21 protein-coding genes are annotated in these 24,521 nt (G+C 71.8%); 10 read left to right on the top strand and 11 right to left on the bottom strand.

Going from position 1 to position 24,521, the window contains the following annotated elements; translation table 11 throughout:
- Positions 1 to 81: 81 nt before the first annotated feature.
- Positions 82 to 2,187, bottom strand: a complete 2,106-nt coding sequence (locus tag IEY86_RS07785; protein ID WP_189130786.1) for an FUSC family protein — start codon at positions 2,185 to 2,187, stop codon at positions 82 to 84.
- Positions 2,188 to 2,634: 447 nt separating this feature from the next.
- Between IEY86_RS07785 and IEY86_RS07780 the strand changes: the two genes are divergently transcribed.
- The 3 genes from IEY86_RS07780 (at position 2,635) to IEY86_RS07770 (ending at position 4,655) form a co-directional block, all read left to right on the top strand.
- Positions 2,635 to 2,997: a YciI family protein gene (locus IEY86_RS07780; protein ID WP_189130785.1), complete on the top strand. Its 363-nt coding sequence runs from the start codon at positions 2,635 to 2,637 to the stop codon at positions 2,995 to 2,997.
- Positions 2,994 to 4,247, top strand: coding sequence for an RNA polymerase sigma factor (locus tag IEY86_RS07775; protein WP_189130784.1), 1,254 nt, complete (start codon positions 2,994 to 2,996; stop codon positions 4,245 to 4,247). Before IEY86_RS07780 ends, IEY86_RS07775 begins: the two co-directional genes overlap by 4 nt.
- A gap of 111 nt (positions 4,248 to 4,358) precedes the next feature.
- Positions 4,359 to 4,655, top strand: a complete 297-nt coding sequence (locus tag IEY86_RS07770) for a hypothetical protein (RefSeq protein WP_189130783.1) — start codon at positions 4,359 to 4,361, stop codon at positions 4,653 to 4,655.
- 16 nt (positions 4,656 to 4,671) lie between these two features.
- Here the strand turns inward: IEY86_RS07770 and IEY86_RS07765 are convergent, their stop codons facing one another.
- A complete protein-coding gene (locus IEY86_RS07765; protein WP_189130782.1) occupies positions 4,672 to 5,724 on the bottom strand; it encodes a Ppx/GppA family phosphatase in 1,053 nt (350 codons plus the stop codon).
- Between the two features lie 490 nt (positions 5,725 to 6,214).
- Here IEY86_RS07765 and IEY86_RS07760 point away from each other — a divergent pair, with 490 nt between their 5' ends.
- Entirely contained in the window at positions 6,215 to 7,795 is a 1,581-nt protein-coding gene (locus tag IEY86_RS07760; RefSeq protein ID WP_189130781.1) for a GMC oxidoreductase, read from the top strand.
- Positions 7,796 to 7,842: 47 nt separating this feature from the next.
- Here IEY86_RS07760 and IEY86_RS07755 read toward each other — a convergent pair whose 3' ends face one another.
- Positions 7,843 to 8,754, bottom strand: coding sequence for a cyclase family protein (locus IEY86_RS07755; RefSeq protein ID WP_229698235.1), 912 nt, complete (start codon positions 8,752 to 8,754; stop codon positions 7,843 to 7,845).
- A gap of 142 nt (positions 8,755 to 8,896) precedes the next feature.
- Positions 8,897 to 10,750 (bottom strand): glycoside hydrolase family 15 protein, encoded by a 1,854-nt coding sequence (locus IEY86_RS07750; protein ID WP_189130869.1) that lies wholly within the window; start codon positions 10,748 to 10,750, stop codon positions 8,897 to 8,899.
- A gap of 153 nt (positions 10,751 to 10,903) precedes the next feature.
- On the opposite strand from IEY86_RS07750, the gene IEY86_RS07745 reads away from it, so the two are divergent.
- A complete protein-coding gene (locus tag IEY86_RS07745) occupies positions 10,904 to 11,167 on the top strand; it encodes a hypothetical protein (RefSeq protein WP_189130779.1) in 264 nt (87 codons plus the stop codon).
- Positions 11,168 to 11,285: 118 nt separating this feature from the next.
- Here IEY86_RS07745 and IEY86_RS07740 read toward each other — a convergent pair whose 3' ends face one another.
- The 6 genes from IEY86_RS07740 to IEY86_RS07715 form a co-directional block, all read right to left on the bottom strand.
- A complete protein-coding gene (locus tag IEY86_RS07740; RefSeq protein ID WP_189130778.1) occupies positions 11,286 to 11,870 on the bottom strand; it encodes a potassium channel family protein in 585 nt (194 codons plus the stop codon).
- Positions 11,871 to 11,881: 11 nt separating this feature from the next.
- A complete protein-coding gene (locus IEY86_RS07735; RefSeq protein ID WP_229698226.1) occupies positions 11,882 to 13,252 on the bottom strand; it encodes a hypothetical protein in 1,371 nt (456 codons plus the stop codon).
- Positions 13,249 to 13,500: a hypothetical protein gene (locus IEY86_RS38000; RefSeq protein WP_373286970.1), complete on the bottom strand. Its 252-nt coding sequence runs from the start codon at positions 13,498 to 13,500 to the stop codon at positions 13,249 to 13,251. Before IEY86_RS38000 ends, IEY86_RS07735 begins: the two co-directional genes overlap by 4 nt.
- 23 nt (positions 13,501 to 13,523) lie before the next feature.
- Entirely contained in the window at positions 13,524 to 14,318 is a 795-nt protein-coding gene (locus IEY86_RS07725; protein ID WP_189130868.1) for an SDR family oxidoreductase, read from the bottom strand.
- Positions 14,319 to 14,684: 366 nt separating this feature from the next.
- Positions 14,685 to 15,113, bottom strand: coding sequence for a DUF7144 family membrane protein (locus IEY86_RS07720; RefSeq protein WP_189130777.1), 429 nt, complete (start codon positions 15,111 to 15,113; stop codon positions 14,685 to 14,687).
- A 109-nt stretch (positions 15,114 to 15,222) separates the two neighbouring features.
- Positions 15,223 to 16,695 (bottom strand): DUF2252 domain-containing protein, encoded by a 1,473-nt coding sequence (locus IEY86_RS07715; protein WP_189130776.1) that lies wholly within the window; start codon positions 16,693 to 16,695, stop codon positions 15,223 to 15,225.
- 279 nt (positions 16,696 to 16,974) lie between these two features.
- On the opposite strand from IEY86_RS07715, the gene IEY86_RS07710 reads away from it, so the two are divergent.
- A complete protein-coding gene (locus IEY86_RS07710; protein WP_229698225.1) occupies positions 16,975 to 17,634 on the top strand; it encodes an RNA polymerase sigma factor in 660 nt (219 codons plus the stop codon).
- 183 nt (positions 17,635 to 17,817) lie between these two features.
- Here the strand turns inward: IEY86_RS07710 and IEY86_RS07705 are convergent, their stop codons facing one another.
- Positions 17,818 to 19,644, bottom strand: a complete 1,827-nt coding sequence (locus IEY86_RS07705; RefSeq protein ID WP_189130775.1) for a glycoside hydrolase family 15 protein — start codon at positions 19,642 to 19,644, stop codon at positions 17,818 to 17,820.
- A gap of 223 nt (positions 19,645 to 19,867) precedes the next feature.
- Between IEY86_RS07705 and IEY86_RS07700 the strand changes: the two genes are divergently transcribed.
- The 4 genes from IEY86_RS07700 (at position 19,868) to IEY86_RS07685 (ending at position 24,408) form a co-directional block, all read left to right on the top strand.
- Positions 19,868 to 21,091 carry an ROK family transcriptional regulator gene (locus IEY86_RS07700; RefSeq protein WP_189130774.1) on the top strand — a complete coding sequence of 408 codons (1,224 nt, stop codon included), beginning with the start codon at positions 19,868 to 19,870 and terminating at the stop codon, positions 21,089 to 21,091.
- A 457-nt stretch (positions 21,092 to 21,548) separates the two neighbouring features.
- The gene (locus tag IEY86_RS36285; RefSeq protein ID WP_229698224.1) at positions 21,549 to 21,746 is read left to right on the top strand and encodes a lasso RiPP family leader peptide-containing protein; all 198 of its coding nucleotides are present in this window, start codon (positions 21,549 to 21,551) and stop codon (positions 21,744 to 21,746) included.
- Positions 21,747 to 21,833: 87 nt separating this feature from the next.
- Entirely contained in the window at positions 21,834 to 23,666 is a 1,833-nt protein-coding gene (locus tag IEY86_RS07690) for an albusnodin/ikarugamycin family macrolactam cyclase (protein WP_189130773.1), read from the top strand.
- Between the two features lie 22 nt (positions 23,667 to 23,688).
- Entirely contained in the window at positions 23,689 to 24,408 is a 720-nt protein-coding gene (locus IEY86_RS07685) for a lasso peptide biosynthesis B2 protein (RefSeq protein WP_189130772.1), read from the top strand.
- Positions 24,409 to 24,521: the final 113 nt, after the last annotated feature.

Raw genomic sequence — 24,521 nt, 5'->3', positions numbered from 1 at the left:
GCGGGGGCGTTGATCGGCGCTGATCGGCGCTGATCGGCGTTGGTCGCCTCGGCCACGCCCCCGGCCGACCGGGGCGGCGCTTCACCTCCGGGTCGCCAGCAGCCGCAGGTCGTCGGTGAGCATGAGCAGCCACACCGCGATGTCCGTCGAACCCAGCACCGAGCGAGGCGGCGCCCCGGCAGGGGCCGGGGGTACGGCACCGTTGCCGTAGAAGCCCTCCGGAGCACCCACCTGCCCGTCGACCTGCCCGTCCGCGAGGGGGGCCTCGGTCACCGGGGAGCCCTCGGCCAGGTGCCCCGCCAGTTCGCCGCAGGCCGCCCTCGTCCGCAGGACGGCGCTGTCCAGGCTGGAGCCCACCGCGGGTGGGGCGCCGAGCCCCCGCGCCGAATACCGCGCGGCCACGGTCTGCGAGCCCAGGGCCATCTCCTGCGCCACCCCGATGACCGACTGCCAGTCCATCCCGGCCAGCGCGGGATCGGCGCGTTCGCACTGGTACAGCTCATACGCGGCGAGGGTGAGCCCCATGGTCCGCCGGACGGCCTCGCCCTGACCCGCGGCCTCGTCCGGGCGGACGGTTCCCCTGGCCACTCCGACGGCGCCCGCCACGGCCGTCCCCGAGCGCTCCACGAACTCCCTCGCCAGCCGCAGCAGTTGCCTGCCGCTGCCACGGGGCCAGGCCAGGGTGCCGATGAGCGTGCCGACCACCGCGCCGACCAGGACGTCGATGAACCGGGTCTCGGCCAGATGCCAGGTGGAGCGGGCGAGCTGGGCGAAGATCATCGACACGACCAGGGTGAACAGGCCCTGTGTCAGCGCCAGCCCCACCAGGGGCGCGCAGAAGGCGGCCGACATGACGACCGGCAGCGCCAGCGCGTAGACGATGTCGTGCCCGGACGCCACGGTGAGGAGCACCGCGGCCACGGTGGCGCCGCACAGCGTCCCCGTCAGGGCCTGGCGCAGCGAGACACGGGTGTCGGCCGCGGTGCCGCGCATCAGCGTCAGGGTCGCCAGCAGCACCCAGAAGCCGTGCGAGAGGTCCAGCGGCACCACGATGAGCCTGGCCAGCGACAGCGCGAGGGCGGTACGGACGGCGCCCTGGAAGTACACCGAGCGCGGTGACAGGTGCGCGCGCAGCCGCCGCCTCAGCAGGGTGCCGACGGACTGCTGGGTGTAGAAAAACAGCGCCGCCGGAACGCCTTCGGCCCCCTGCGGGAGGGTGCGGCTGCGCACGGCGGCCACGAACACCTGGCTGTGAATGGCGCAGTGGCGCACGAAGACGTCCCAGGGAGCCCTGCGCGACCACAGGCCCGGGGAAGCACCCAGGGCGAAGGTCCGCTCCCGGGCGAACGCGGCCAGGCCCTGGCGCAGCGCCCCGCAGTCCGGCGGCTCCACCCCCGCCGCGAGGGCGTCCGCCGTCCGCCGCAGGGACCGCCGCGCCTCATGGAGCAGCGCCCTCCCGGCCGCCGTGGGTTCGACGGGCTCGCACCGGCCGAGCCATCCCAGGTTGGTGCCCAGGCGCCGCAGGGCCACGGCCGCGTGCCGCAGGGCGCTGTCGCCGGGCCAGGGGGAGACGGGGCGTTCCAGGGCAGGCAGCCGCGACAGGCGCAGATCCTCCAGCGCGCGGTGAACGGCCGCTGGGGTACCACGGCCGGGGAAGGGTCCCGAGGCCGACAGCTCGGCCATCCGCTCGCCGAGCGCGCCGGCGGCGTCCGCAAGCCGCTGTTCGTACCGCGGCGGTGGTGGGTCGGGCCACAGGAACAGCTCCGCCGCCGCGAGCCCGCAGACGCCGGCGACCACGCCGATGAGCCGGGAGTCGAGGGTGTCCACGGCCTCCGGAGGGAAGCACGGCAGGATGTAGAACAGCTGAAGCCCATTGGCGGTGCCGCGCAGCGCGGGCCCCAGCACGGCCGCGTAGGCGACCGTGAAGCCCACCACCGCCAGCCCGACGGCCGCCGCCCAGGGCACGGCGGCGAGCAGCGTGCCCACCGTGACGAGCAGGCAGGCCACGGGAAGAACCGTCAGGCAGATACGGGCCTGCCGTCGCGGCGGCGCGGGAATGCGGGACAGCGCCCCCATGGCGACGGCGGCGAAGAGCGCGTACACCGCCATGATGCCGTCGTCCAGCGCATACCGGCAGATGTAGAAGGCGAGGCAGGCGACCGCGGTCACCCGGAGCGCGTGCCGCACGGTGACCAGACCGGGGTCCCTGCGGCGGACAGCGGCGACGGGCCGTCCGGCCTTTCTCCGCAGCGCCCCGCGGACGACCGGTGCCGGGCGCCGCCCCGGCGGGGGAGCGCCGCTCGGGGAGGTACCGCCCCGGGAGGCACTGCCGCGAGGGGCACCGTCGAGAGGGTTGTCGCCCCGGCCCGGGGGGCGGGGCGTCCGTCCGGCGGACCGGGAGGAACCACCGCTGTCCGTCACACATCATGATTATCCCCGTAGGTCCCCACCTCGACCATCGCTGCGCCCAAGGGGTGGCAGGCGGCGGTGTGCCGAGGCGGCCGTGGTGTCCGGGAGGGCTTCGCCGATCGCTTCGGCAAGAATCTCCTCCCGGATGTCGAGATCCGGTCGCCCGCTCCGACGTCTCTGCCGAGAGGTGCCCGTGCCGGGCGCCGGACCGCGAGGAGCCAAGCCATGAAGTACCTGCTGATGATCCATATGAACCCCACCGTCTGGGAGACCCTCTCCGAGGAGGAGCGCAACGCGGTCTTCCGGGCCCACGACGACTTCCAGGCCGCGCTGAAGGAGTCCGGAGAGCTGGTCGGGTTCGCCGCCCTGGCCGACCCGTCGAACACCAGTACGGTGCGGGTGCGGGACGGCGTCGCGTCCTCGACGGACGGTCCCTACGTGGAGGCCAAGGAGTTCCTGGCGGGGTTCTACACGATCGACGCCGAGACCCCCGAGCGCGCGCGGGAGCTGGCCGCCCTTATCCCGGACGCCCGCTACACGGCGATCGAGGTACGGCCCGTCATGGACGAGTCCGGGCTGGAGATGTGACCCGCGAGCCCCGTGAGGAGGACCTGCTGCGTGAGTCGGCGCCGCAGGTCCTGGGCGCGCTCGTGCGGCGCTACGGCCACTTCGACGCGTGCGAGGACGCCGTCCAGGAGGCCCTGCTGGCCGCTGCCGTCCAGTGGCCGCGCGACGGCGTACCGGCGAGCCCCCGGGGCTGGCTGATCACGGTGGCCTCACGGCGGCTGATCGACCGGCTCCGCAGCGACCGGGCGCGCCAGGAAAGGGAAACCGCCGCCGCGGCGCAGGAACCGCCCGGCACGCTGCTCGCGCCCGGCCCCGGCGACGAGCACCCGGCGGACCGGGACGACACGCTGACCCTGCTGTTCCTGTGCTGCCACCCGGCGCTGTCCGCCGCCTCCCAGGTCGCGCTCACGCTCCGGGCCGTCGGGGGCCTGACCACGGCTCAGATCGCCTCCGCATTCCTGGTCCCGGAGGCGACCATGGCCCAGCGCATCAGCCGGGCCAAACAACGCGTCAAGTCGACCGGTGTTCCTTTCCGCATGCCCGACGAGAACGAGCGCCCCGACCGGCTGCGTGCCGTCCTCCAGGTGCTGTACCTGATCTTCAACGAGGGCTACACCGCGACATCGGGCCCCGCCCTGCAACGAGTGGAGCTGGCCACCGAGGCGATCCGGCTCGCGCGGGAGATCCACCGCCTGCTGCCCGAGGACGGCGAGGCCGCGGGGCTGCTCGCCCTGATGCTGCTCACCGACGCGCGCCGCCGCGCGCGCACCCGGCCCGACGGCGCGCTCGTTCCGCTCGCCGAGCAGGATCGGGCACTGTGGGACCGCGAGGCCGTCGAGGAGGGCGTGGCGATCATCAGCCGGACCCTTCCCAGGGCAGCGATCGGTCCCTACCAGCTGCAGGCGGCGATAGCCGCGGTCCACGACGAGGCACCCCGGGCGGAGGACACCGACTGGCCGCAGATCCTCGCCCTGTACCGGCTGCTCGAACGCGTCGCGCCGGGACCGATGGTCACCCTCAACCACGCCGTGGCCCTCGCGATGGTCGCCGGGCCCAAGGCCGGACTCGACCTGCTGGCCACCTTGGACTCCGACACCCGGATGGCACGGCACCACCGCCTCGACGCGGTCAGGGCACACCTGCTCGAGATGGCCGGGGACCGCGAAGGCGCCCGGTCCGCCTACCGGACGGCCGCGCGCCGCACCACAAGCCTGCCCGAGCGGCGCTATCTCGAGGGCCGCGCCGCCCGGCTGACGCCACTGCACGAGTGACGCGAAGGGGGAGCGGCCGAGTGACGTGGGGCGAGTGACTGCGGCGCCGCGGCCTCGTTGGCAAGGGCAGACGCACACCCCTGTCGAGCGCGCACCACGGAGGCACCGCCCATGATCCGCAGGACCACCCTCGGCTTCGCGGCGGGCCTCGCGGTCGCCGCCGTGGCCGTCGCGCTCCCCGCCGCCCCCGCGTCGGCCGCCACCAGCCCCGGCGGCCACAGCGACTCCGGCGCCGATCCACGCGGCGACGCACGCGCCGACTCCCGTATCGACGCAAGCGCCGGCTCCCGCGCCGACTCCCGTATCGACTCCCGCATTGACAATGGCGGCGCCCATGCCCATGCCACCACCTCGGGCACCGGCACCCTCGGCAGCCTTCTCCCCGCCCTGCCCGGCAGCGCCCGATAGCCCGGTACGGCGCTGGTCAGGGCCCCGCACCGAAGCAGGCGGACACCGGATCCGCCTGCGCCGCCGACCGGGTGGGCAGTCGCCGCAGGCCGTCCCACCAGGCCGGGCCGCCGCCCTCGATGTGGCGCAGCAGGACGCCCTCCCTCAACGCCCAGGGGCACACGGTCATCTCCTCGATGCCCATCGACTTCATCGCCGTGGCCGCGACCACCGCACCCGCCGGCGCCTGCCGTGCGCGTGCCGACGAGATGCCCGGCAGCGCGGAGCGCTCCGCGGCGGGCAGCGCGCTCAGCCGCTCCAGCGCCTGACGCAGGTCGGAGCGCGCCAGACTGCGGGGGACGAAGGGGCCATGGCGGGCCGGAGCCGCCCCGCACAGCCGGGCGAGCTGCTGGAGGGTGCGCGAGGTGGCGACGGCGGAGCACGGTCCCTCCCAGCGGATGCGCGCGGCCGTCTCCTGGAGCTCGGCACGCACATGCCGGCGCAGCGCCCGCACCTCACGCGGCAGGGGCGGGTCGTGCGCGGCCAGGTGCTCACGCGTCAGGCGGCCCGCGCCGAGCGGCAGGCATGCCCTGAAGTCGGGGCGGCTGCCCCGGCCGAAGGCCACCTCCAGCGAGCCGCCCCCGATGTCGATCACCACCATGGACCCGATGCGCCACCCCATCCAGCGGCGCGCGGCCAGGAACGTCAGCTCCGCCTCCAGCACGCCGGGCAGCACCGCCAGCTCCACCCCGGAGCCCTCGAGCACCGCCCGGAGGACCTCCTCGCGGTTGGGGGCGTCGCGCACCACCGCGGTGGCATAGGGGAGGAGCTCGCCCACTCCCCACTTGCGGGCGGTGGCCCGGGCCTTGGCCACCGCTTTCACCAGGCGGAGCACCGATGCCTCGTCGAGGCGCCCGCTGACGTCCAACCGCTCGGACAGCCGCAGCCGTGCCTTGGTCCGGTGCACCGGCAGCGGCACCCCGCCGACCGAGTCGCAGATCAGCAGATGCACGGTGTTCGAGCCCACGTCGAGAACGCCGAGCCGGGAGGCGAGCTGCCGCCGGACCGGTATCCCTGCCGTGCTTCCCATGCGTCCCCCGTCACATCTGCGGTCGCGGAAGCAGGACAGGTGAGGACGCCGGGACAGTGAAGGCATCCGACCCGCTGGACAGGCCGTCAGGTCCCGCGGGACCTCCCCTGCGGACACGTCTGCGGTACGAAGCACCGATAGCCTCCCCGGGCCGGAGTCGGCCAAACGGCCGGGCAGGCGCACTCGAGCGGGGAACCCGTGCCGCGTCGAGCCGCCGGGCAACGGGCACCCATGGCCCACCGCGGTTCCCCTCGGCGGGCGGTCGACCCCGTTCCCCCGGGTCCTCCCGGTTTTTCCCCGGACCGTGGGTACCCGTCGTCGAGGGCGTGGTCGTGGCGCCGCGTCCCGGGCTCATCCGCGCCGCCGTGGCCGCCGCCGCGGCCCACTCCGGAGTCCGAGCGCTCGCGGCGACCACACACTGCCGTTAACGTGAGAAAAGGGGGTGAATCACGGTAATCGACCCCGACGACCGGACGAAAGGTGGCCGGGCGTGGGCGACACACAGCACTACGACGTCATCGTCATTGGAACCGGTGCGGGCGGCGGCACGCTCGCCCACCGACTGGCACCCTCCGGAAAACGGGTGCTCATCCTCGAACGCGGCGACTACCTCCCGCGCGAGCGCGACAACTGGGAGTCCACCGCCGTGTTCGTCAAGGGCAAGTACCGTGCCCCCGAGTTCTGGTACGACAAGAACGGCAAGGAGTTCCCGCCCGAGGTCAACTACTACGTGGGCGGCAACACGAAGTTCTACGGCGCGGCGCTGTTCCGTCTGCGCCCCGAGGACTTCGGCGAGTTGAGGCACCATGGCGGCATCTCGCCCGCCTGGCCGCTGCGTTACGAGGACCTGGAGCCCTACTACACGCAGGCCGAGCACCTCTACCTGGTGCACGGTCGGCACGGTGAGGACCTCACCGAGGGCCCGGTCAGCGGGCAGTACGCCTACCCTCCGGTGGAGCACGAACCGCGCATCCAGCAGCTCAACGACGACCTGGAGAAACGCGGACTGCGCCCCTTCCACCTGCCCATCGGGGTCAACCTCACCCAGGACGAGCACGGACGCGCCACGCACTCCAGCGTCTGCATCCGCTGCAACCGCGTGGACGGCTTCCCCTGCCTGGTCCGCGGCAAGTCCGACGCGCAGGTGATCTGCGTCGAACCCGCACTAGGGCACCCCAACGTGGAGCTCCTCACCAACGCCCATGTGCGGCGCCTGGAGACCGATCCCACCGGACGTACCGTCAGCAAGGTGGTCACCGAGCTCGGGGACGGCTCCACTGCCGGTTTCAGCGCGGACATCGTGGTGGTGGCCTGCGGTGCGGTCAACTCCGCCGTTCTCCTGCTGAGTTCGGCCAATGAGCACCATCCGCGCGGGCTGGCCAACAGCTCCGACGTCGTGGGCCGGCACTACATGCGGCACAACAACACGGCGCTGATGGCCGTGTCCAAGGAGCCGAACGACACGCAGTTCCAGAAGACCCTGGCGCTCCACGACTGGTACCTGGGCTCGGACGACTGGGACTACCCGCTGGGCGGGATCCAGATGCTCGGCAAGTCCGACGCCGAGCAGGTCCACGGCGAGGCGCCGCACTGGGCCGGTCTCGCCTCACCCGACATGCCCTTCGAAGTCCTCGCCCACCACGGCGTCGACTTCTGGCTGTGCTCGGAGGACCTGCCGCTTGCCGACAGCCGGGTCACCCTGGACGGGGACGGCAGGGTGCACCTCGCACTCGACGAGAAGAACAACACCGCCGGGCTGTCCCGCCTGCGGCGCAAACTCGAGGGCATGCTCGGCCACTTGGGGATGCATGAGCACCATCTGCTGCCCCACACCCTCTACCTGCACAAGGACATGCCCATCGGTGCCACCGCCCACCAGGCGGGCACCGTGCGCTTCGGCGACGATCCGCGGAGCTCGGCCCTCGATGTGCACTGCAGGGCCCACGACGTGGACAACCTGTACGTCGTGGACACGAGCTTCTTCCCGAGCATCGGCGCGGTCAACCCGTCCCTGACCGCCATCGCCAATGCCCTGCGGGTCGGTGACCACATCACCGAACGGCTCGGCTGACGCCATCCGGTCCGCCCGCGGCCCCTCTCGCGATGGCGGGCCGGCCGTCAGAGGACGGCGACGGGGTTGACCGGGGAGCCGGTCGCCGCGGGCAGGCGCAGCGGGGCGATCACGCACAGGAACGACCAGCGTCCCTCCTGCTCGCACAGGGGCAGCAGGTCCTCGAACTGCAGATAGTCCAGCAGGTGGATGCCCAGCGCGTGAAGGGCGAGCACGTGCACCGGAAATGCGACGCCCTCCGTGGTGCTCGGCGCGGTGTCATTGTTGCCGTCGCTGCCCAGCACCGCCACTTCGCGTCCGGCCAGGAACTCCAGCGCGGTGGGGTGCAGTCCCGCGCGGGCGCCGGCAGCGTCCCAGGGCCCGAGCTCATCGCGGCGCCGGCGGTGCCCCACCCGTACGAAGAGCAGATCGCCCTTGCCCACGCGCAGCCCCTGCCGACGCTCGGCGGCGGCGAGGTCGTCGGCCGTCACGTGGTCGCCGGGTTCGAGCCAGCGCGTCCCCCGCAGTCCGGGGATGTCGAGGAGGACACCGCGCCCCACGATGCCGTCGCGGGCCATGTCGATGTTCAGCGCGTGGGCCCCGTCCGCCGACAGCGAGCCGACGGGGACGCCGTTGTGCATCGTCCCGTCGTAGATGACATGGCACAGCGCGTCGATGTGGCTGTCCGCGTCACCGTGCACATTCATCGTGAAGCGGTCCCGGGCGAAGTGCAGTCCTCTCGCCGTCGCCTCGTCCTTCGCGGGGGCGACGAGCCGGTGCCCGGCGGGTTCGGGATTGTCGGCCGTCTGCCGGGTCTCCACGGGGGCGGCGAGGGTGACCGTCCGCCCCGAGCGCACCTGCCCGGCGGCCGCGCGCACCACATCCTCGGTGATCGTCTCGAGGGCGCCCCGGTCCGCGGTGGCGGTGGCGCAGGTGCTCCGCAAGTGCCGGTAGAGCGCGCGGAATTCGGCGAGGGTCAGCGGCCCCGCGCCGGTACCCGTCCGCGACGTGCCCGTGCCCGAGGAATTGCGCGAGGAATCCGTGCCCGAGGAACCCGTGCCCTTGCCCGGGGTGCCCGTGTTCTGCGCCATGGAGCCGCCCTCCGTCCGGTGGGAGTAGGCCCTAGTCCCGCCCCCGGGCGAGGGCGGCGTCCAGGGCGTTGTCGAGGGAACCCGCGGCCATGATGAGCGACAGATGGGTGAACGCCTGCGGGAAGTTGCCCAGTTGCTCGCCGCTGGGACCGATCTCCTCGGCGAACAGGCCGACATGGTTGGCGTAGGTGTGCATCTTCTCGAAGGTGTACCGCGCCTGGGGGAGCCGACCCGCTTTGGCGAGGGCGTCGACGTAGAGGAACGTGCACAGGCTGAAGGTGCCTTCGGAGCCTCGCAGGCCGTCGGGGGAGGCCTCGGGGTCGTAGCGGTAGACGAGGCTGTCGGAGACGAGCTTGCGGTCGATCGCGTCCAGCGTGGACAGCCACCCGGGGCTCTTGGGAGCCAGGAACCGCAGCCGGGGGAGCAGGAGAAGCGAGGCGTCGAGCACGTCACCGCCGTAGTGCTGCACGAGCGCCTGCTCCTTCTGGCTCCAGGCTTTGTCCATGACCTGCTCGAGGATGGCGTCGCGGGCCGCCGTCCAGCGGACGGTGTCGGCCGGGCGGCTGAACTCGGCGGCCAGGCGCAGGCCGCGGTCGAAGGCGACCCAGCACATCACCCGGCTGTAGGTGAAGTCATTGCGGCCGCCGCGGGTCTCCCAGATGCCCTCGTCCGGCCGGTCCCAGGAGTCCGCCAGCCAGTCCAGGGTGCGGGCGAGTCCCTTCCAGCCGTGGTAGCCCGTCTGCACTCCCACCTCATGCCCCTCGGCCAGGGCGTACATGACCTCGCCGTAGATGTCGAGCTGGAGCTGGTCGGCGGCGGCGTTGCCCGCACGCACCGGGGACGAGCCGCGGTAGCCCTCGAAGTGGTCGAGGATCTCCTCGGTCAGAAGCGGGTCTCCGTCGACCCGGTACATGATCTGCAGGCGCTCCCCGTCCATCCCCATCCTGTCGCGCAGCCGTTCCCCCAGCCAGCGGGTGAACCGGGTTGCCTCCTCGATGAAGCCCAGGTCGAGCAGCGCCCGTACCGACAGCGAGCCGTCGCGGACCCAGGTGTACCGGTAGTCCCAGTTGCGCTCGCCGCCGACCTGCTCGGGCAGGCCCATGGTCGCCGCCGCGATCGGAGCACCCGTCGGGGCGTAGGTGAGGAGCTTGAGGGTGATGGCTGAGCGGTGCACCATCCCCGGCCACCGGCCGCGGTAGTTGGAGGTACGCACCCAGCGCTGCCAGTACTCCACGATGTCCCACAGCTGGAGGGTGATGCCGTCGGCCGTGAGGGGCTCGGGCATGGGGCCGTCGGGCTCGCAGACGGTGAACACCGCTGCCGCCTGTTCCCCGGCGTTCAACGTCACCGTGCCCCGCACGTCCTGGTCGTCGCGTTCCAGGGGGAAGGTGCTCTGCAGGTGCGCGGTGATGCCGGGGCCGGTGAAGGTGGCGCCCTGGAGGCGGGGGTGCTGAGGCTGGTGCTGGTGCAGATGGAGCTCATGGCGGGCGCGGCCGTAGTCGAAGCGCGGCCTGCACTCCAGATTGAACCGGACGGCGCCGCGCACGGCCCTCACGATCCGTATCAGGGTGTGCCGGTCGGTGGGCGTCTGCTTGCGGTCCGGCGGCATGCAGTCGATCACCTCACCGACGCCGTCGGGAGACATGAACCGGGTCACCAGGACGGCGCTGTCCGGGTAGTAGAGCTGCCGGCAGGTGGCCTCGTCGTTCTCCGGACCGAGCAGGAAGTAGCCTCCGCGGTCGTGGTCGAGGAGGGCGGCGAAGATGCTCGGTGAGTCGAAGCGCGGCGCCGCGAACCAGTCGACGACTCCCTGGGAGGAGACCAGGGCGGCGGTCTGGAGGTCGCCGACGAGACCATGGTCGGCGACGGGCGGGTAGCGGTCCATGAGCATCCCATCCGGGTCGTCGGGCCCCCACGTCCTCACTGATCCTCACTGGTCCTCACTATCCGACAGGTGCCGGGCCGCCGCACGGCAACCGCGTCCACGGTCGGCCCTCCCCGGGATGCGGGGGCCGCGCAGCGGCTCCATGGTGGAGGTATGAACCACCACAAGACCTCTGGAGCGTTCGAGATGAACACCCGGCTCGTCACCACGGGAGCCGTACTGATGGCGGGCGGGGCGATGCTGGCGTTCTCCGGCATGGCGATGGCCGGCTACGCCCTGGTCTGCGCCGGACGGCGGTGGACCCGCGAGATGCAACTGCATCCGAGCGAGCGCGCGGCCGCCAAGCTGCGGCAGGCCAAGCACGCCTCCATGGCGGGCATGGAGGCCTGGCACGCGGCGGGCAACGGCGCCACCTGATCGGCCGCTGAACGGCCGGCGGGGCGACGAAGGGCGGCAGGGGCGGTTGCGGTGCGACGCGCCGCAACCGCCCCCTGCCCCGGCCCGGACGGCCGGCCGCCGCCCGGCATGCCCGCCGTCAGGGCGGTCCGCCGTCTCCGCCGGGCGGGGCGGGATCTTTCGGCCCCGATCCCCCAGGCCGCCGCTGCAAACCGACCTGGACCGCGCTCAGGATGACCCTCGCGGTCAGACCGACGGCCACCAGGTCGAAGAGCATCTGCAGCATGGTCACGATCCGCGCGCCCGAGGTCACGGGCACGATGTCGCCGAAGCCCACGGTGGCGAACACGGTGACCGTGAAGTACAGGGAGTCCGTTCGGTCCAGCCGTTGGGAGAACGCTCCCGGCCGGTTCCTCTCGATGATGAAGTACGCGCCGGCGAACAGGATCAGAAGAAGCGGCACGGAGGTCGCCAGGGCCTCGACCGCGCGCAGCCGCGGATGCTCCGCCCGGGTGATGGCCCTGACCTGCCGGGCGACCAGGAGCGTGAACAGCAGCAGCCCCACCACCAGGATGACGGCCGTGAGGGCGTCGAGCTCCCGGTCCAGGGGAGCCACGTAGTAGATCACGACCAGCAGGACCACGATGAGGGTCGAGCGCAGGAGCGAGCGCAGCAGCAGGCGCCGGCCCTGCCGCCGGGGGGAGTCGCGGTGCGGCACTCTCATCGCGCCGGGCCTCAGCCGCCGCCCGCCGCGGCCCCGTCGGCCCCGCTCGGTGGCGGTCGACGGCCGCCGTTGTCCCGAGGGATGTCGAGGAACTCGCGTACGGCGAGGCAGGCCAGTACCACCGCCAGGGTCCACACCACGACCGGCGCGGTCGGGTAGCTCCAGGTGAACAGCACGATCACGGCGCCCAGCAGGACGGCACCGCCGATCCAGCGCTTGTAGCGGTGGACGAAGGGGCCCACCGGGCCCAGCTTCATGCCCGCCGACACGGCCGTGTCGCGCAGGGCGCCGATGCCGGTGCGGAAGACCTTGCGGGTGGCGACCGCGACGCGGGACGGACCGACGAGGAAGGCGCCGATCGCGGTCACCAGGGCCAGTGTGCCGAGCGCGAGGACACCGGCGCGCAGGAATCTGACCAGCGTGTCGTACACCGCGGCCGCGGCGTCCTCCGAGGCTCCCGGGGGCAGCCGGTCGAGGTAGACGGCCCGGAAGGCCGTCAGGGCGACGGCGAGCAGAAGCATGGCGGCCGCGATCCCCAGTGCCGCCCCGATCAGCCCCCGGCGCCGGTCGACGGCCAGGAACACCCCCGCCGCGGCGACCAGCAGGGTGACCACGGGCAGCCAGACGCCGAGGACCTGTAGCAGACGGAAGTAGGTCTTGATCTTGCCGATGTCCTTGGAGGCGAAGACCACGAAGTCGGTGTGGACGGTCGGGATCTTCGCCGCCGGGGCGAAGCCGGCCTTGACCAGAGCGTCCTTGACCTGCTCGACGATGGGTCCGAGGTCGATGGTGACCTGGTTGTTCTTCAGCGACACCGTGCTTCCGCCCTTGCCCGTCAGGGCCTTGACCAGCGCCGTGTGGACCCGGCGGTTGGCGTCCACCCAGACGGTCTCGAAGGCGCTGCTGGAGACCACCTTCGTGACGGTGCTCTTGACCAGCTCCGTCAGGCCGCTGGTGATGGGGCCGCTCAGATCGTTGATCAGCGCGGAGGCCCGCGGTGGGACGCCCTGCTGGCTCGCCGCGTCCGACAGCTGCTTCACCAGGGACTTCACATCGATCTGCGCCAGCACCGCGCCGGTGACCCGGTTGGTGACCGCTTCCTGGATGTCGTGGTTGCTCGCCAGCGGTGCGACGGTTTCGACATAGCGGTCCGTGTCGCCCACGATGCCGTACATCCACACCGACAGGACCGACAGCATGGCCAGCACCGAAGCGATGAGGACCAGGACGGTCGAACCCAGCGTCCGCGGCCAGTGGCGGGGGCCCGCGCGGTGCGGCACGGCCGATTCCAGCGCCGTCACCCGGCGCCGCAGCTCGACGAGTTCCTCCCGCTCACCCTCCGAGAGCTCCTCCCCGTCGCCCCCTGCGCCTGATTCGCTCATCGCGCCCTCCCTCTCAGATCGGTGTCGGTGAGCGGTTCCAGATCCCCCCGGGTGTCCAGCCGGTACAGCAGGACGAGCGCCGGGCCGATGAACCGCAGGCCCCGGTAGCGCATCAGGGGCGTGAGGAACGGAAGCGCCGCGCCGAAGGGGACGAGAAGGATGTGCGAGGCCAGGGTGAAGGCCATGAGCTCCCGCGCGGGCAGCAGTTGCGGGGGAGCGGCGCCCAGCAGGGCGATACCGCTGATCATGTGCGCCTCGTCTCGGGACCGCGTCAGCCCCCTGTGGCGAATCCCGGGAAGAGCGTCATACCGCCGTCGACGTAGAGCGTGGTCCCCACGACGTAGTCGCAGTAGTCGGAGGCGAGGACCGCCACCGCGTTGGCGATGTCCTCCGGATCGCCGACCCTGTCGTAGGGGATCAGCTTCAGCAGCTCGGCCTCGGCCTGCGGGGTGGCCCACGCGTCGCGGTTGATGGGGGTGCGGATCGCGCCGGGCGCGACCGCGTTGACCCGGATCCGGTGAGGAGCCAGCTCCTGCGCCAGAGTCTCCATCATCATCTGCACCCCGCCCTTGGAGGCGGCGTAGTTCACATGCCCGGCCCAGGGGATGACCTGGTGCACCGAGCTCATACAGATGATCTTTCCCGCGGAGCGGGAGACCTTCGGCACCACACCCCGGCGCAGGAACTCCTTGGTCGCCTCCCTGGCGCACAGGAACTGGCCCGTGAGGTTGACGTCCAGCACCTTGCGCCACTGGTCGAGGGTCATGTCGGTGAGGGCGGCGTCCCGCTGCAGGCCGGCGTTGGCGACCATGATGTCGATCGTCCCGAACTCCTGGACCATGCGGGAGACCATGTCGGCGACCTGGTCCTGCGAGGAGACATCCGCCTCGTGCGCGTAGGCGTTCACCCCGAGGCCCTGGATCTCCCGCACGACCGCTTCCGCGTCCTCCTTGCCGGCGACGTAGTTGACCACGACGTCGGCGCCCACCCGCCCCAGCCCGACCGCGGTGGCCCTCCCGATGCCGGAGTTGGCTCCGGTCACCAGGGCCTTCTGCCCCTTCAGGATCGGGTAGTCGAAGGGGGCGGTCCCGTCACTGCTGGAGACCACTGATGACTTCCTCTCGGTGCCGCGGCGGAGGCGGTCTGAATCCGTCGGCGGCGAGGCAGCCCGGTCAGCGCGCCACGGGCCGGGGCGTCGTACCCCGGCCCGTGGATCAACGAAGCACCGCGGATGCGCGACCGCCCGCAAGGGCGCGCGCCCCTGGCCCATCGGAGGCAGCTATTCCACACCGATGGGCCAACCGCACCGATGGGCCAACCGCATGGACGTCGCATTCGGCGCCTCAGCCCTGCCCGCCTTCTCGGCCCCAGCCATCCCCGACGACCCGCGACTCACAGAGGAACCCTGGCTCACAGACGAACCCTCGGCCCCTCACGCCGCCCTGTCGCGGCGGGGAGCGCACAGCGCCCAGATGATGAACGCGTCCACAGCGATCAGCGCGATGGCCCACACCGGGTTGTACGGCAGCCACATGAAGTTCGCGAGCATGCTCAGCCCCGCGAGGACCACACCGACGGCACGTGCCCACAGCGCCCCGCTGAACAGCGCGAACCCGGCGAGAGTGATGACGATGCCCAGGATGAGATGGGTCCAGCCCCAGCCGTTCAGGCTGAACTGGTACGTGTAGTTACGGGTGGCGACGAACACGCTGTCCTTCGAGATCGCGGCGATCCCCTCGAAGACCGCCATCAATCCACCGAAGATCATCAGCACCGCCGCGGCCACCGTCCACCCGGTCACCATGGGGTGGGCGGAGCTCCAGCTCTGGGTGCCGTGCCTGTGGCCTACATGACTGGCCATGTCTGGCTCCTTCGTGAGAGTGCGCCACGCCCCGGCCGGCGGCCGGAACGGTGGTCTCCGATTCCAGGCTGGCACCCCTGTGCGGTTCTGGCATCTCGGGCGGACGTGTTCAGGCCGCCTCGGCCTTGACCCGGCCCGCGCCGACGGCGTCGACCAGGGCCTGGTGGTCGCGTTCGTTCTGGTCCGCGTAGCTCTCGGCGAACCGCGCCAGGGCACGGTCGAAGCTGTCGCTGCCCCCCAGGTAGGCCGCGATGGCGATGCGGTCGCCCGACCTGGCATGGGCGCGCGCCAGCGTCGCTCCGCACACCTCGCCGAACATCCGCATACCGCTCGGGATCATCTCCTCCGGCACGGCGATGCCCTTCCAGTCGTGCAGCTGGCGCACATAGAAGTCGCGCTGCCTGCCGTCGATGCCCAGGCCCCTGTGCCAGCCCAGGAAGATGTCGGAGGCCGCCTGCATCAGCCGCTGCCCGGACACCACACGCCTGCCCTGGTTGTCGTACTCGCTCGCCCCGGCGTACTCGGCGAGCACGGAGGTGTCCGCCTCCTTGGCCTGGAGGAGCAGCGGGTCGTGGTCGTCGCGGCCGAGGAGGAGGACGATCCAGCAGCGCGTGCCGACGCTGCCCACCCCCACGACCTTCCGCGCCACATCCACCACCCGGTACTGCTTGAGCAGGGCCGCCCGGTCGGACTGCAGGCTGCGGCTGTACTGCTCGATCAGCGCTCGGATGTTGTCCTCGAGCAGGGTGCGCTCCACCCCCGGCAGCAGATCGGTCAGCGGCACGATCAGCGGCGGGTCGGCGGCGATGCGACGCTCCCCGTCCACCAGGTCCGTGAGCTTGTCGAACGCCTGGAGGTTGTCGCGGGAGCGGGCCTTCTCCATGGCCCGCGACAGGCGCTTGCGGCCCCGTTTCGCCAGCCGGGGAGCGGCCGACAACTGGAGCTGGTCCGCTTCGATCCGGGTGTACCAGACCGAGAGGTTGTCCATCCCGGCGAGCATGCGCATCCGCTCGCGGTAGGACCGCACGGCCGCCCGCACGATGTCCGCGCGCTCCTGATCGGTGAAGCCGTTGGCGCGCGCCGCGATGACCAGGCTCGCGGACAGCCGTTTGACGTCCCACTCCCACGGCCCCGGAAGCGTCTCGTCGAAGTCGTTGATGTCGAACATCAGCCGCCGCTCCGGAGAGCCCAGCAGCCGGAAGTTCAGCATGTGGGCGTCACCGCACAGCTGCGCCCTGAACCCGGAGTCGGGAGTGCCCGCCAGGTCGGCGGCCATGATGGCGGCGGCGCCCCGGTAGAAGCGGAACGGCGACTCGGTCATCCGCGCGTAGCGGATCGGTACCAGCTCGGGGACCCGCGTCGCCGACTGCCGCTCGATGACGTCCACGGGATCCCGCCGCTGGGCCGAGGGCTCGAACTCGCCGTGCGCGGACCGCGGGCTGTGCGCCCGGGCGGCCTTTCCCCGCTCGGCTCTCTCCTGGGGTGTCCACTGGCGGACATCCTGCTGGGGCGAGACGGTCGTGACGGTGCCGCCCTCCGCCGCCCCGCCTGATCCGGCGCGGTCAGCCGTGGTGCGATCCATGGGGCGCCTCCTGGCGGGTGGGAACCGCCGGGCTGCCGCCCCCGGTCCGGCCCGCCCGGAGATCCGCTGGTGGGACCGATGAGCCCAGTCTCCCACCAGCGCGTTCTGGCCGCAGCTCGCTGCCGGGCGGGCTCCGCGGCGGCTGAGCGGGGGTGTCCTGCCGGGCGTAGCGTGGTTTCTGCGGGAGCCCGGGGGAGGTGCCGTGGCCGGTCGAGGGGCAGCCGCCGACGGGGGCACGGAACGGGAGCCACGGACGGGGCATGGAGCGGAGGCGGTCGAGTGGGCATCGACGCGGCCGGGGAGGCGCTGGTCGTCAGGCGGTTGATGGACGGGGACGAGGACGCGCTCACCTCGCTGATGGACTCCTGGTCACCGGTGATGCTGCGCCTGGCGAGGATGCACGTGAACACCGTGCAGTCGGCCGAGGACACGGTGCAGGAGACGTGGCTGGCGGTGCTGCACGGACTGGAACGCTTCGAGCGGCGGTCGTCCCTGCGCACCTGGGTCTTCCGCATCCTGCTCAACAAGGCCAAGAGCTGCGGTGTTCGCGAGCACAGGACCGTACCCACCGCGGCGCTCGACGGCCAAGGCGGCGGACCGGTGCCCGATCCTCGCCGCCTTCGGCGAAGCGGTGGCGGTCGTGAGGACCCATGGCCCGAGCCCTGGGCGGTCCTTCCGCTGCCCTGGCCGACGACCCCGGAGGGTGAGCTGCTCGCCGCGGAGGCACGTCGAGTGCTGGCGGCCGAGCTGGGGCGACTGCCGCCCCGCCAGCGGGCGGTGATCGAGCTGCGGGACCTCTACGGCTACTCCGCGGAGGAGACCTGCCGGATGCTCAGGGTCTCGAAGGCCAATCAGCGGGTGCTCCTGCACCGGGCACGGGCGGGGCTGCGAAGCCGTGTCGAGGGGTACTTCGGTGCTCTCGCCATGGAAGTGGGGTGACCGGAGCACCGGCGTGCGGGGACCGGGCGTGCTTGGGACCTGGCGTACGGGGACCTGGCGTACGGGGACCCGGCGTACGGGGACCCGGCGTACGGAGGCCCGGTGTACGGGGACGGGCTCATGGGGACCTGGCGTACGGAGCCCGGTGCTCCGGGGAAGGGCCGCGCCCGCCCGCCGGAGCGCTCACGCCGCGACGGTCTGCCGGACCTCGCTGATGGCCCACGCGGCATTGACCAGGCCGATGTGGCTGAAGGCCTGGGGGAAGTTCCCCAGCAGCTCGCCGCCCGCCGGATCGACCTCCTCGGCGAGCAGGCCGACGTCGTTGACGTAGCCCGCGGCCCGTTCGAACACCGCCCGGGCGCGGACGCCCTGACCGGCGAGCGCCAGAGCATGGGCGAGCCAGAACGTGCAGAGCAGGAAGGTGCCCTCCTCTCCCTCGAGCCCGTCGACCTCGCCCTCGGCGCGGTACCGGTAGACGAGTCCGGCCTCGTCGGTCAGCCGCTCCTCGACGGCGTCGATCGTGGCGAGCATGCGCGGGTCGTCGGCGGGCAGGAAGCCGACGATCGGCATCATCAGATTGGAGGCGTCCAGGGCGGAGGAGCCGAAGTACTGGGTGAACGCGCCCACGTCCCTGTTCCACCCTTCCCGCAGGACCGTGCGGTGGATGTCGTCACGGATCCGCGCCCACTGCTTGACGCGGTCCTCGGCCCGCAGCAGGCCGGCGAGTTCGATGGCCCGGTCCAGCGCCGTCCAGCACATGACCTTGGAGTAGAGGAAGTGGCGGGGCTCGCCGCGCACCTCCCAGATTCCCTGGTCCTTCTCCGTCCACCGCTCGGCCGCGGTGTCCGCGCAGGCCGCCAGGAAGTGCCGGGTGTCGTCGTCGATCCCGTCGAGCTGGTCGGCGAGGCGGTGGGCCGCGTCGAGGAGTTCGCCGTAGACGTCGATCTGCTGTTGGTTCCACGCCCCGTTGCCCACCCGCACGGGCCGGCTTCCGCGCCAGCCGCGCAGGTGCGGGAGGATGCGCTCGGACAGGTCGTGCTCGCCGCCGACGCCGAACATGATCTGCAGCGACTTCTTCCGGTCCAGTGAGGGTGCGGCCGTGGTCAGGAAGGAGAAGAAGTCGTTCGCCTCGTCCGGGCAGGCGGCCACCCACAGCGCCTCCATCGTGAGGCTGGCGTCGCGCACCCAGGTGTAGCGGTAGTCCCAGTTCCGCTCGCCTCCCACCCCCTCGGGCAGTGAGGTGGTCGCGGCGGCGACGATGGCGCCGCTCGGCTGGAACGACAGGGCCTGGAGGACACGGCCGCAGTGGTGGACCAGGTCGCGCCAGGGCCCGTTGTACGCCTGGTGCAGATCCGACCACGAGCGCCAGGCGCCGATCGTGGATTCCAGCCGGGAGGCCAGCTCCTCCTGCGCCCAGACGCGCGCCGGGGTCTCCTCGAGAGTCGAGCGGTGCAGCCCGAAGTACACGGTCTCCCCGGCCCGGAGCGTGAAGGTGCCCCGGCCGATGGCCTCACCGAGAGACAGGCGGACCGGCGTGGTCAGCACCAGCCACTCGGCGCCCCCTCGCGAGGTCACCCCCGACGGCACCTCGGACAGGATCGGGGCGATGAGCCCGTACTCGGGCCGCGGCCGGTACACGGTCTCCACCGGCACCTCCCCGTCGGTGCAGGCGAGCCGGCGGGCCAGCAGCCGAGGAACCCCGACACCGAGGCGGTGCCCGCCGTTGTCCGCCCCGACGAGCAGCGCGTCGGTGAGCACCAAGGTCCCGGACGCGGTGCTGAACGTGGTCTCCAGGACCATCGTCCGGTCCAGATAGCGGCGCGACGCCTGATGGGGGACCGCGGGGTGGATCGACCAGTGGCCCGCCTCGTCGTCGAGCAGCCGCGCGAAGACCGAGGGGCTGTCGAACCGCGGGAAGCACAGCCAGTCGACCGAGCCGTCCCGGCTGACCAGGGCGGCGCTGTGGCGGTCCGAGACCAGCGCGTAGTCGGCGATCGGGATCGTACTCATGGCTGCTCCTGACGACGGAGTCGTACATCGTGCAGTCCTTCATCGTGCGGTCCTTCGCGCGCCGACGATCGTTACACCCCGTGTGGCGAGAATTCTCGGCCGTTGCCGTCCGGGCTTTCGATTGCCCGATTGAAGAGAAGCCGCATTTAAATTGAAGATCAACATGATAATCTGAGGGCTCTGGGCGGCAAGGTGAAGCGTGCCGCCATACGGTGGGGGACCGATGCTTCAGTTACGTGACCATCTCGGCCCTGCGACGGGAACGCGCGAGTTCAACCGCAAACGCATCCTGCTCGCCATCATGATCAAGGCGGATACCCAGGCCGGATTGGCGCGGCGCACACTGCTTTCCCAGGGGACCGTTTCGAACACGGTGCGGGAACTGGAGCTCGAGGGCCTGGTCCAGGGCGAGAAGGGCGCCCCGTCCAGAGGGAGCGGGCGCGGAACGAGGGTCCGCCTGCTCCCGGCGAAGGGGGTCGCGGTCGGTGTCCACCTCGGCTTCAACCACGCGACGGTGGTGGCCCGGCGGGTGGACCGGGACCACGGGGACATATCCGTCCAGCGCGAGGAGGGCGGTGCCAATAGGGGCCTGCCGGAAGTGATGCCCGTCGTCCGTCAGATGATCGAGGCCGCGGTGGCCGACACCGGGCTCGGCCGGGACGACGTGGTCTCCCTGGGGCTGGCCGTTCCCCGCATGGTGGACCCCCGGTCGGGCACCTTCACCAGCCCGGTCCTGCCCCCGTGGACCGAGGGGGACGCCCCCGCGCAGGAGCTCGGACGGTGGCTCGGCGTGCGCGCGGTGCAGGACAACGACGCCAACCTCGGTGCGCTGGCCGAGCAGACGTACGCGACCGACTCCGACTTCGAGACCGTGGTGTACATCAAGGCATCCACGGGCATCGGGGCCGGTCTGATCATCGGGAACAACCTGATCCGCGGCCACCGGGGGATCGCCGGGGAGATCGGGCACCTCACCCTGGAGCCGGACGGAACGGTGTGCCGCTGCGGTGGACGGGGCTGCCTGGAGACGGTCATCGGCGCGGACTTCCTCGTCCGCCAGGTGCGCCAGGCCCTCACCGGGAACGCCGTGGATGTGCCCAACTCCCTCGCCTCACTGATCGACCGGGCCCATGCCGGGGACGCGGTGTGCCTGCGCGTGGTCCAGGACGCGGGGCGGACCCTGGGGCTGGCGCTCTCCCAGCTGTGCAACCTGCTGAACCCGGATCTGATCGTGCTGGGCGGCCAACTCGCCGCGGCCAGGGACCTCGTCCTGCGCCCCTGCCGGGAGTCCCTCGAACGCTGTGCGCTGCGCGGCGCGGTGGATCCCTCCAGCGGGTTCGAGCTGAAGCTCAGTTCGCTGCGGCAGTTGACGGAGGCACAGGGAGCGCTGGTGCTCGGGCTCAGAGCGCATGAGCGCAACGACGAGGCGCAGGGCGCCGCGGCGTGAAGGCCGCCCGGTGTGAACCGCTGATGTGAAGGCCGCCCGATCTGAAGGCTGCCCGCTGGGAAAGAAGCGCGGTGTGAAAGAAGCGCGGTGTGAAGGAGGTGCCGTGTGAAGGAGATGCCGTGGTTCTCCGCACTTCGGCCTTCGACTTGAACTCCCGCCCCGGGGCAACCGGCCACAGGAATTCAGGTTGATGGGCACGTTCCGGCAAATCCATCGCGGGTTCTGCCGAAAGCGTCCATGAACGGACGGCCCAGCCCCGACGTGCATACGGTCATGTCCTGAAGTCTGCTTGGACAAGCCTCGTCGGGACCTGCCATCGTGTGCCACGCACGTGGCCGTATTGGACACGTGGGACCGTACGGCTCCAGGCAGAGTCGAGTGCCACTTGACACCGTCGCGGAGTGTGCGGCCGGGAAACCGTGGGCGCCCCGCGAAGGCGCCGACTCAAGGTGGAAGCATGGTCTTGTCGCGAAATTCCGAGGCGTCATCGGCCGGATCCTCAGGATCTCCCGCATCGGTTACCACCGCGGCGGATGGCATCGAGGAGCCGGAGTACGAACGGCCCGTCGTGGTCGACCTCGGCCATGTGCGGGAAGTGACGCTCGGCAGCTCCAGCAGCGGCAGCGCCGACGCCAACTCCCAGTACTACTGGTAGGGCGGGCCGGTGCGGCACGGGGTGCACCACGGAGGGGAGACGGCGGCGCGGGACACCGCCGTGCCACGGCATGCCGCGCCGGATTCCGTGCCACTCGATTCCGCCGGGCACAGCCAGGTACCCGAACTCATCGGCTCCTTCCCTCGAAGGGGCGGATCCGTACCACCGTCGGCCGCTCGTCTCGGCACGGGCGGCCATGACATCTGGTCGCTCGGCCAGTGGCGGGAGGGCGAGCTGCGCAGCGTCAGCGGTGGCGGGGGAACGGTCGTCACGATCGGCCAGTGCCTGATCAGTGATCAGCGGATGCGGCAGGACGTGCACCGGGCACTGGAGACCGGCCGGACGCAGGAGCTGACGCGATGGCCCGGAAGCCATCTGTGCCTGGTCCTGCGCGAGAACGACCTGACGGCTTACGTGGACCTGGCTGGTCAGTACCCCCTCTACTACCGGCACGGCCAGGGGTGTCTGCGGTTCGGCACACGGCCGACCGCGGTCGCGGACGCGGCGGGTGTCGCGCGCCGACCGGACGTACGGGTGCTCGCGGCCAGGATCTTCTGCCCCGCGGCGCCGGAACTGATCCAGGACGGGTCCGGCGTGGAAGGCGTGCGACGACTCGGCGGCGGCGACGCCCTGCGGGTCACGGCCGACGGCAGCCTCAGCCGCTGGACGTATGAACCGCTCCTTCCCGACGAGCGGGTGCCTGTGGGCGAGGCCGCCGAGGCCCTGGGCGAAGCGCTGGAGACGGCCGTCCGGCTGCGCGCCACCGCCGGGCGAGCGCTGACCGCTGATTTCAGCGGCGGACTGGACTCGACCTCCCTGGCCTTTCTGGCACTGCGTCACCTGGCGGGTCCCCTCGACGTCCTCACCTATCACCGCTGCGGGACCACGTGCGACGACCTCGAGTACGCCGAGAGATACGCCCGGCTGGACGAGCGCCTGCGACGGGAAGTCATCACGGGCACGCGGGAGACATTGAGCTTCCAGGGCCTGGAACGGGCCGCCCCCACCGCCGAACCCGACCCCGGAGCGGCATCGGCGGCGCGTACCCGGCTGCGTCTGCGGGGCATCGCGGGACTGGGCGGCGAGATCCATCTCGGGGGCGAGGGCGGGGACGCGCTCCTCGTACCTCCTCCCGCGTACCTGGCCGACCTGGCGCGGCCCGGGAGGTTGCGCAGACTGGGCCATGACAGCCGGGCGCTGGCCCGCTCACGCCATGAGTCCCCGCTCGCCGTCGCCCTGCGGGCGGCGGGGCTGTCCCGGACGACCATGGCCACGGCGCTGCGACGCCTGGCCGACCGGCTGGAGTCCCCTCGGCCACGCGACCTCCACTGGCTGGACGCCGTCTCGTGGTGTCCCGGCCCCGGCCCCGAGGTCACCTGGCTGACCCCTTCCATGCGGGGGGAGTTGGCGGAGCTGGCCCGCTCCCTGGCCGATGCCCGGAAGGATCTGCCGCGTACTTCTCCCGGACACCACGCCGCGCTGGGCGAACTGCGCACCTCCGGCACCGTGCAGCGGCAGCTGTCCGATGCCGCCCGCGAGTTCGGCGTATGGCCGCAGGCGCCGTTCCTGGACGGCGATGTCATTCGCGCCTGCCTCACGCTGCCGCCGCACCGCCGGGCCGCACCGCCCGCCTTCAAGCCGCTGCTCGTCCCGGCGCTGTCGGGCAGGGTTCCCGCGCAGGTGCTCACCCGCCGGACCAAGGGCGACTACAGCGACGAGGACCACCTGGGCGCCCGTGCGGCATCGGGTGCGCTGCGGGCACTGCTGGAGGGCTCGCGCCTGGCCGAGCTGGGGGTCGTCGAGCCAGGTGCCGTGGCCGCTTCGCTGGAGCGGGCCCGGATGGGGCTGAGGACCCCTTTCCCGGCGTTGAACCGGCTGCTGGGCGCCGAAGTGTGGCTTCGGAGCACGGCATGGCACTGACGCCGGAGAGGACCCACGCTCCATGAGCGATTTCCGCATCCCCGAGCACGTCCACGCCAGCGACGCCCCGCACGGCGGAACGGTGCTCCTCAACGCCCGGTCCGGGCAGTGGTACGCCATGAACCGGACGGCCGGTGAACTCTGGCACGAATGGAACCGCACCGGCGACTTCGACACGGCGGTGGACGCGATGACCCGTCGCTTCCCCCATGTGCGGAGCGAGCATGTGCGCGCCGACGCCGAGGAACTGGCCGAAGCACTCGTCGAGCGGGGCCTGCTGCTCCTCCACGGGTCGAGTGCGCCGCGCGAGCGGAGGGCGCCGCACGAGCGGGGGCCCGAAGCCGTCGGCGGCACCCGGCCGCGGTGGCGGCACCGGGCGGCGGGCCTGGTGGGACTGGTCGCCGCGCTGTGCCTCCTGCGGCTTCCCTTCCGCCTCACGACCGGCGCCGTCACCCTGCTGAAGCGGCGGTGGTGCCGGCACTCGGCCGCTCCGGAGCAGGCGGCGTCGGCGATCGTGGCCGTTCACCGGGCGGCGCACCGCTATCCGGGGCGCGCCGCCTGCCTCGAACTGTCCCTCGGGACGGTCCTCGCGCTCGCCCTGGACCGCCTCAGCCTGGACTGGTGCCTCGGCAGCGCCGAGGACCCCTACCGCTTCCATGCCTGGGTCGAGGTCGACGGGTGCCCGGCGGTACACCCCGACGATCTGGAACGGGGACCGTTCCACAAGGTTTTCGCCATGTGAGCGGAGTACGAAGCCCCCTCGGGATTCAATTCGATGGTCGCGGCGCCCGTTCGCGGTCTCTCCGTCTTCAATTCCGCCGCCGAATATTTCGCCGTGCCGTCCCTGCGTCGAGG

The sequence above is a fragment of the Wenjunlia tyrosinilytica genome (assembly GCF_014646055.1).
Taxonomy (GTDB): Bacteria; Actinomycetota; Actinomycetes; order Streptomycetales; family Streptomycetaceae; genus Wenjunlia; species Wenjunlia tyrosinilytica.
This window is presented reverse-complemented; position numbering and strand designations above follow the sequence as displayed.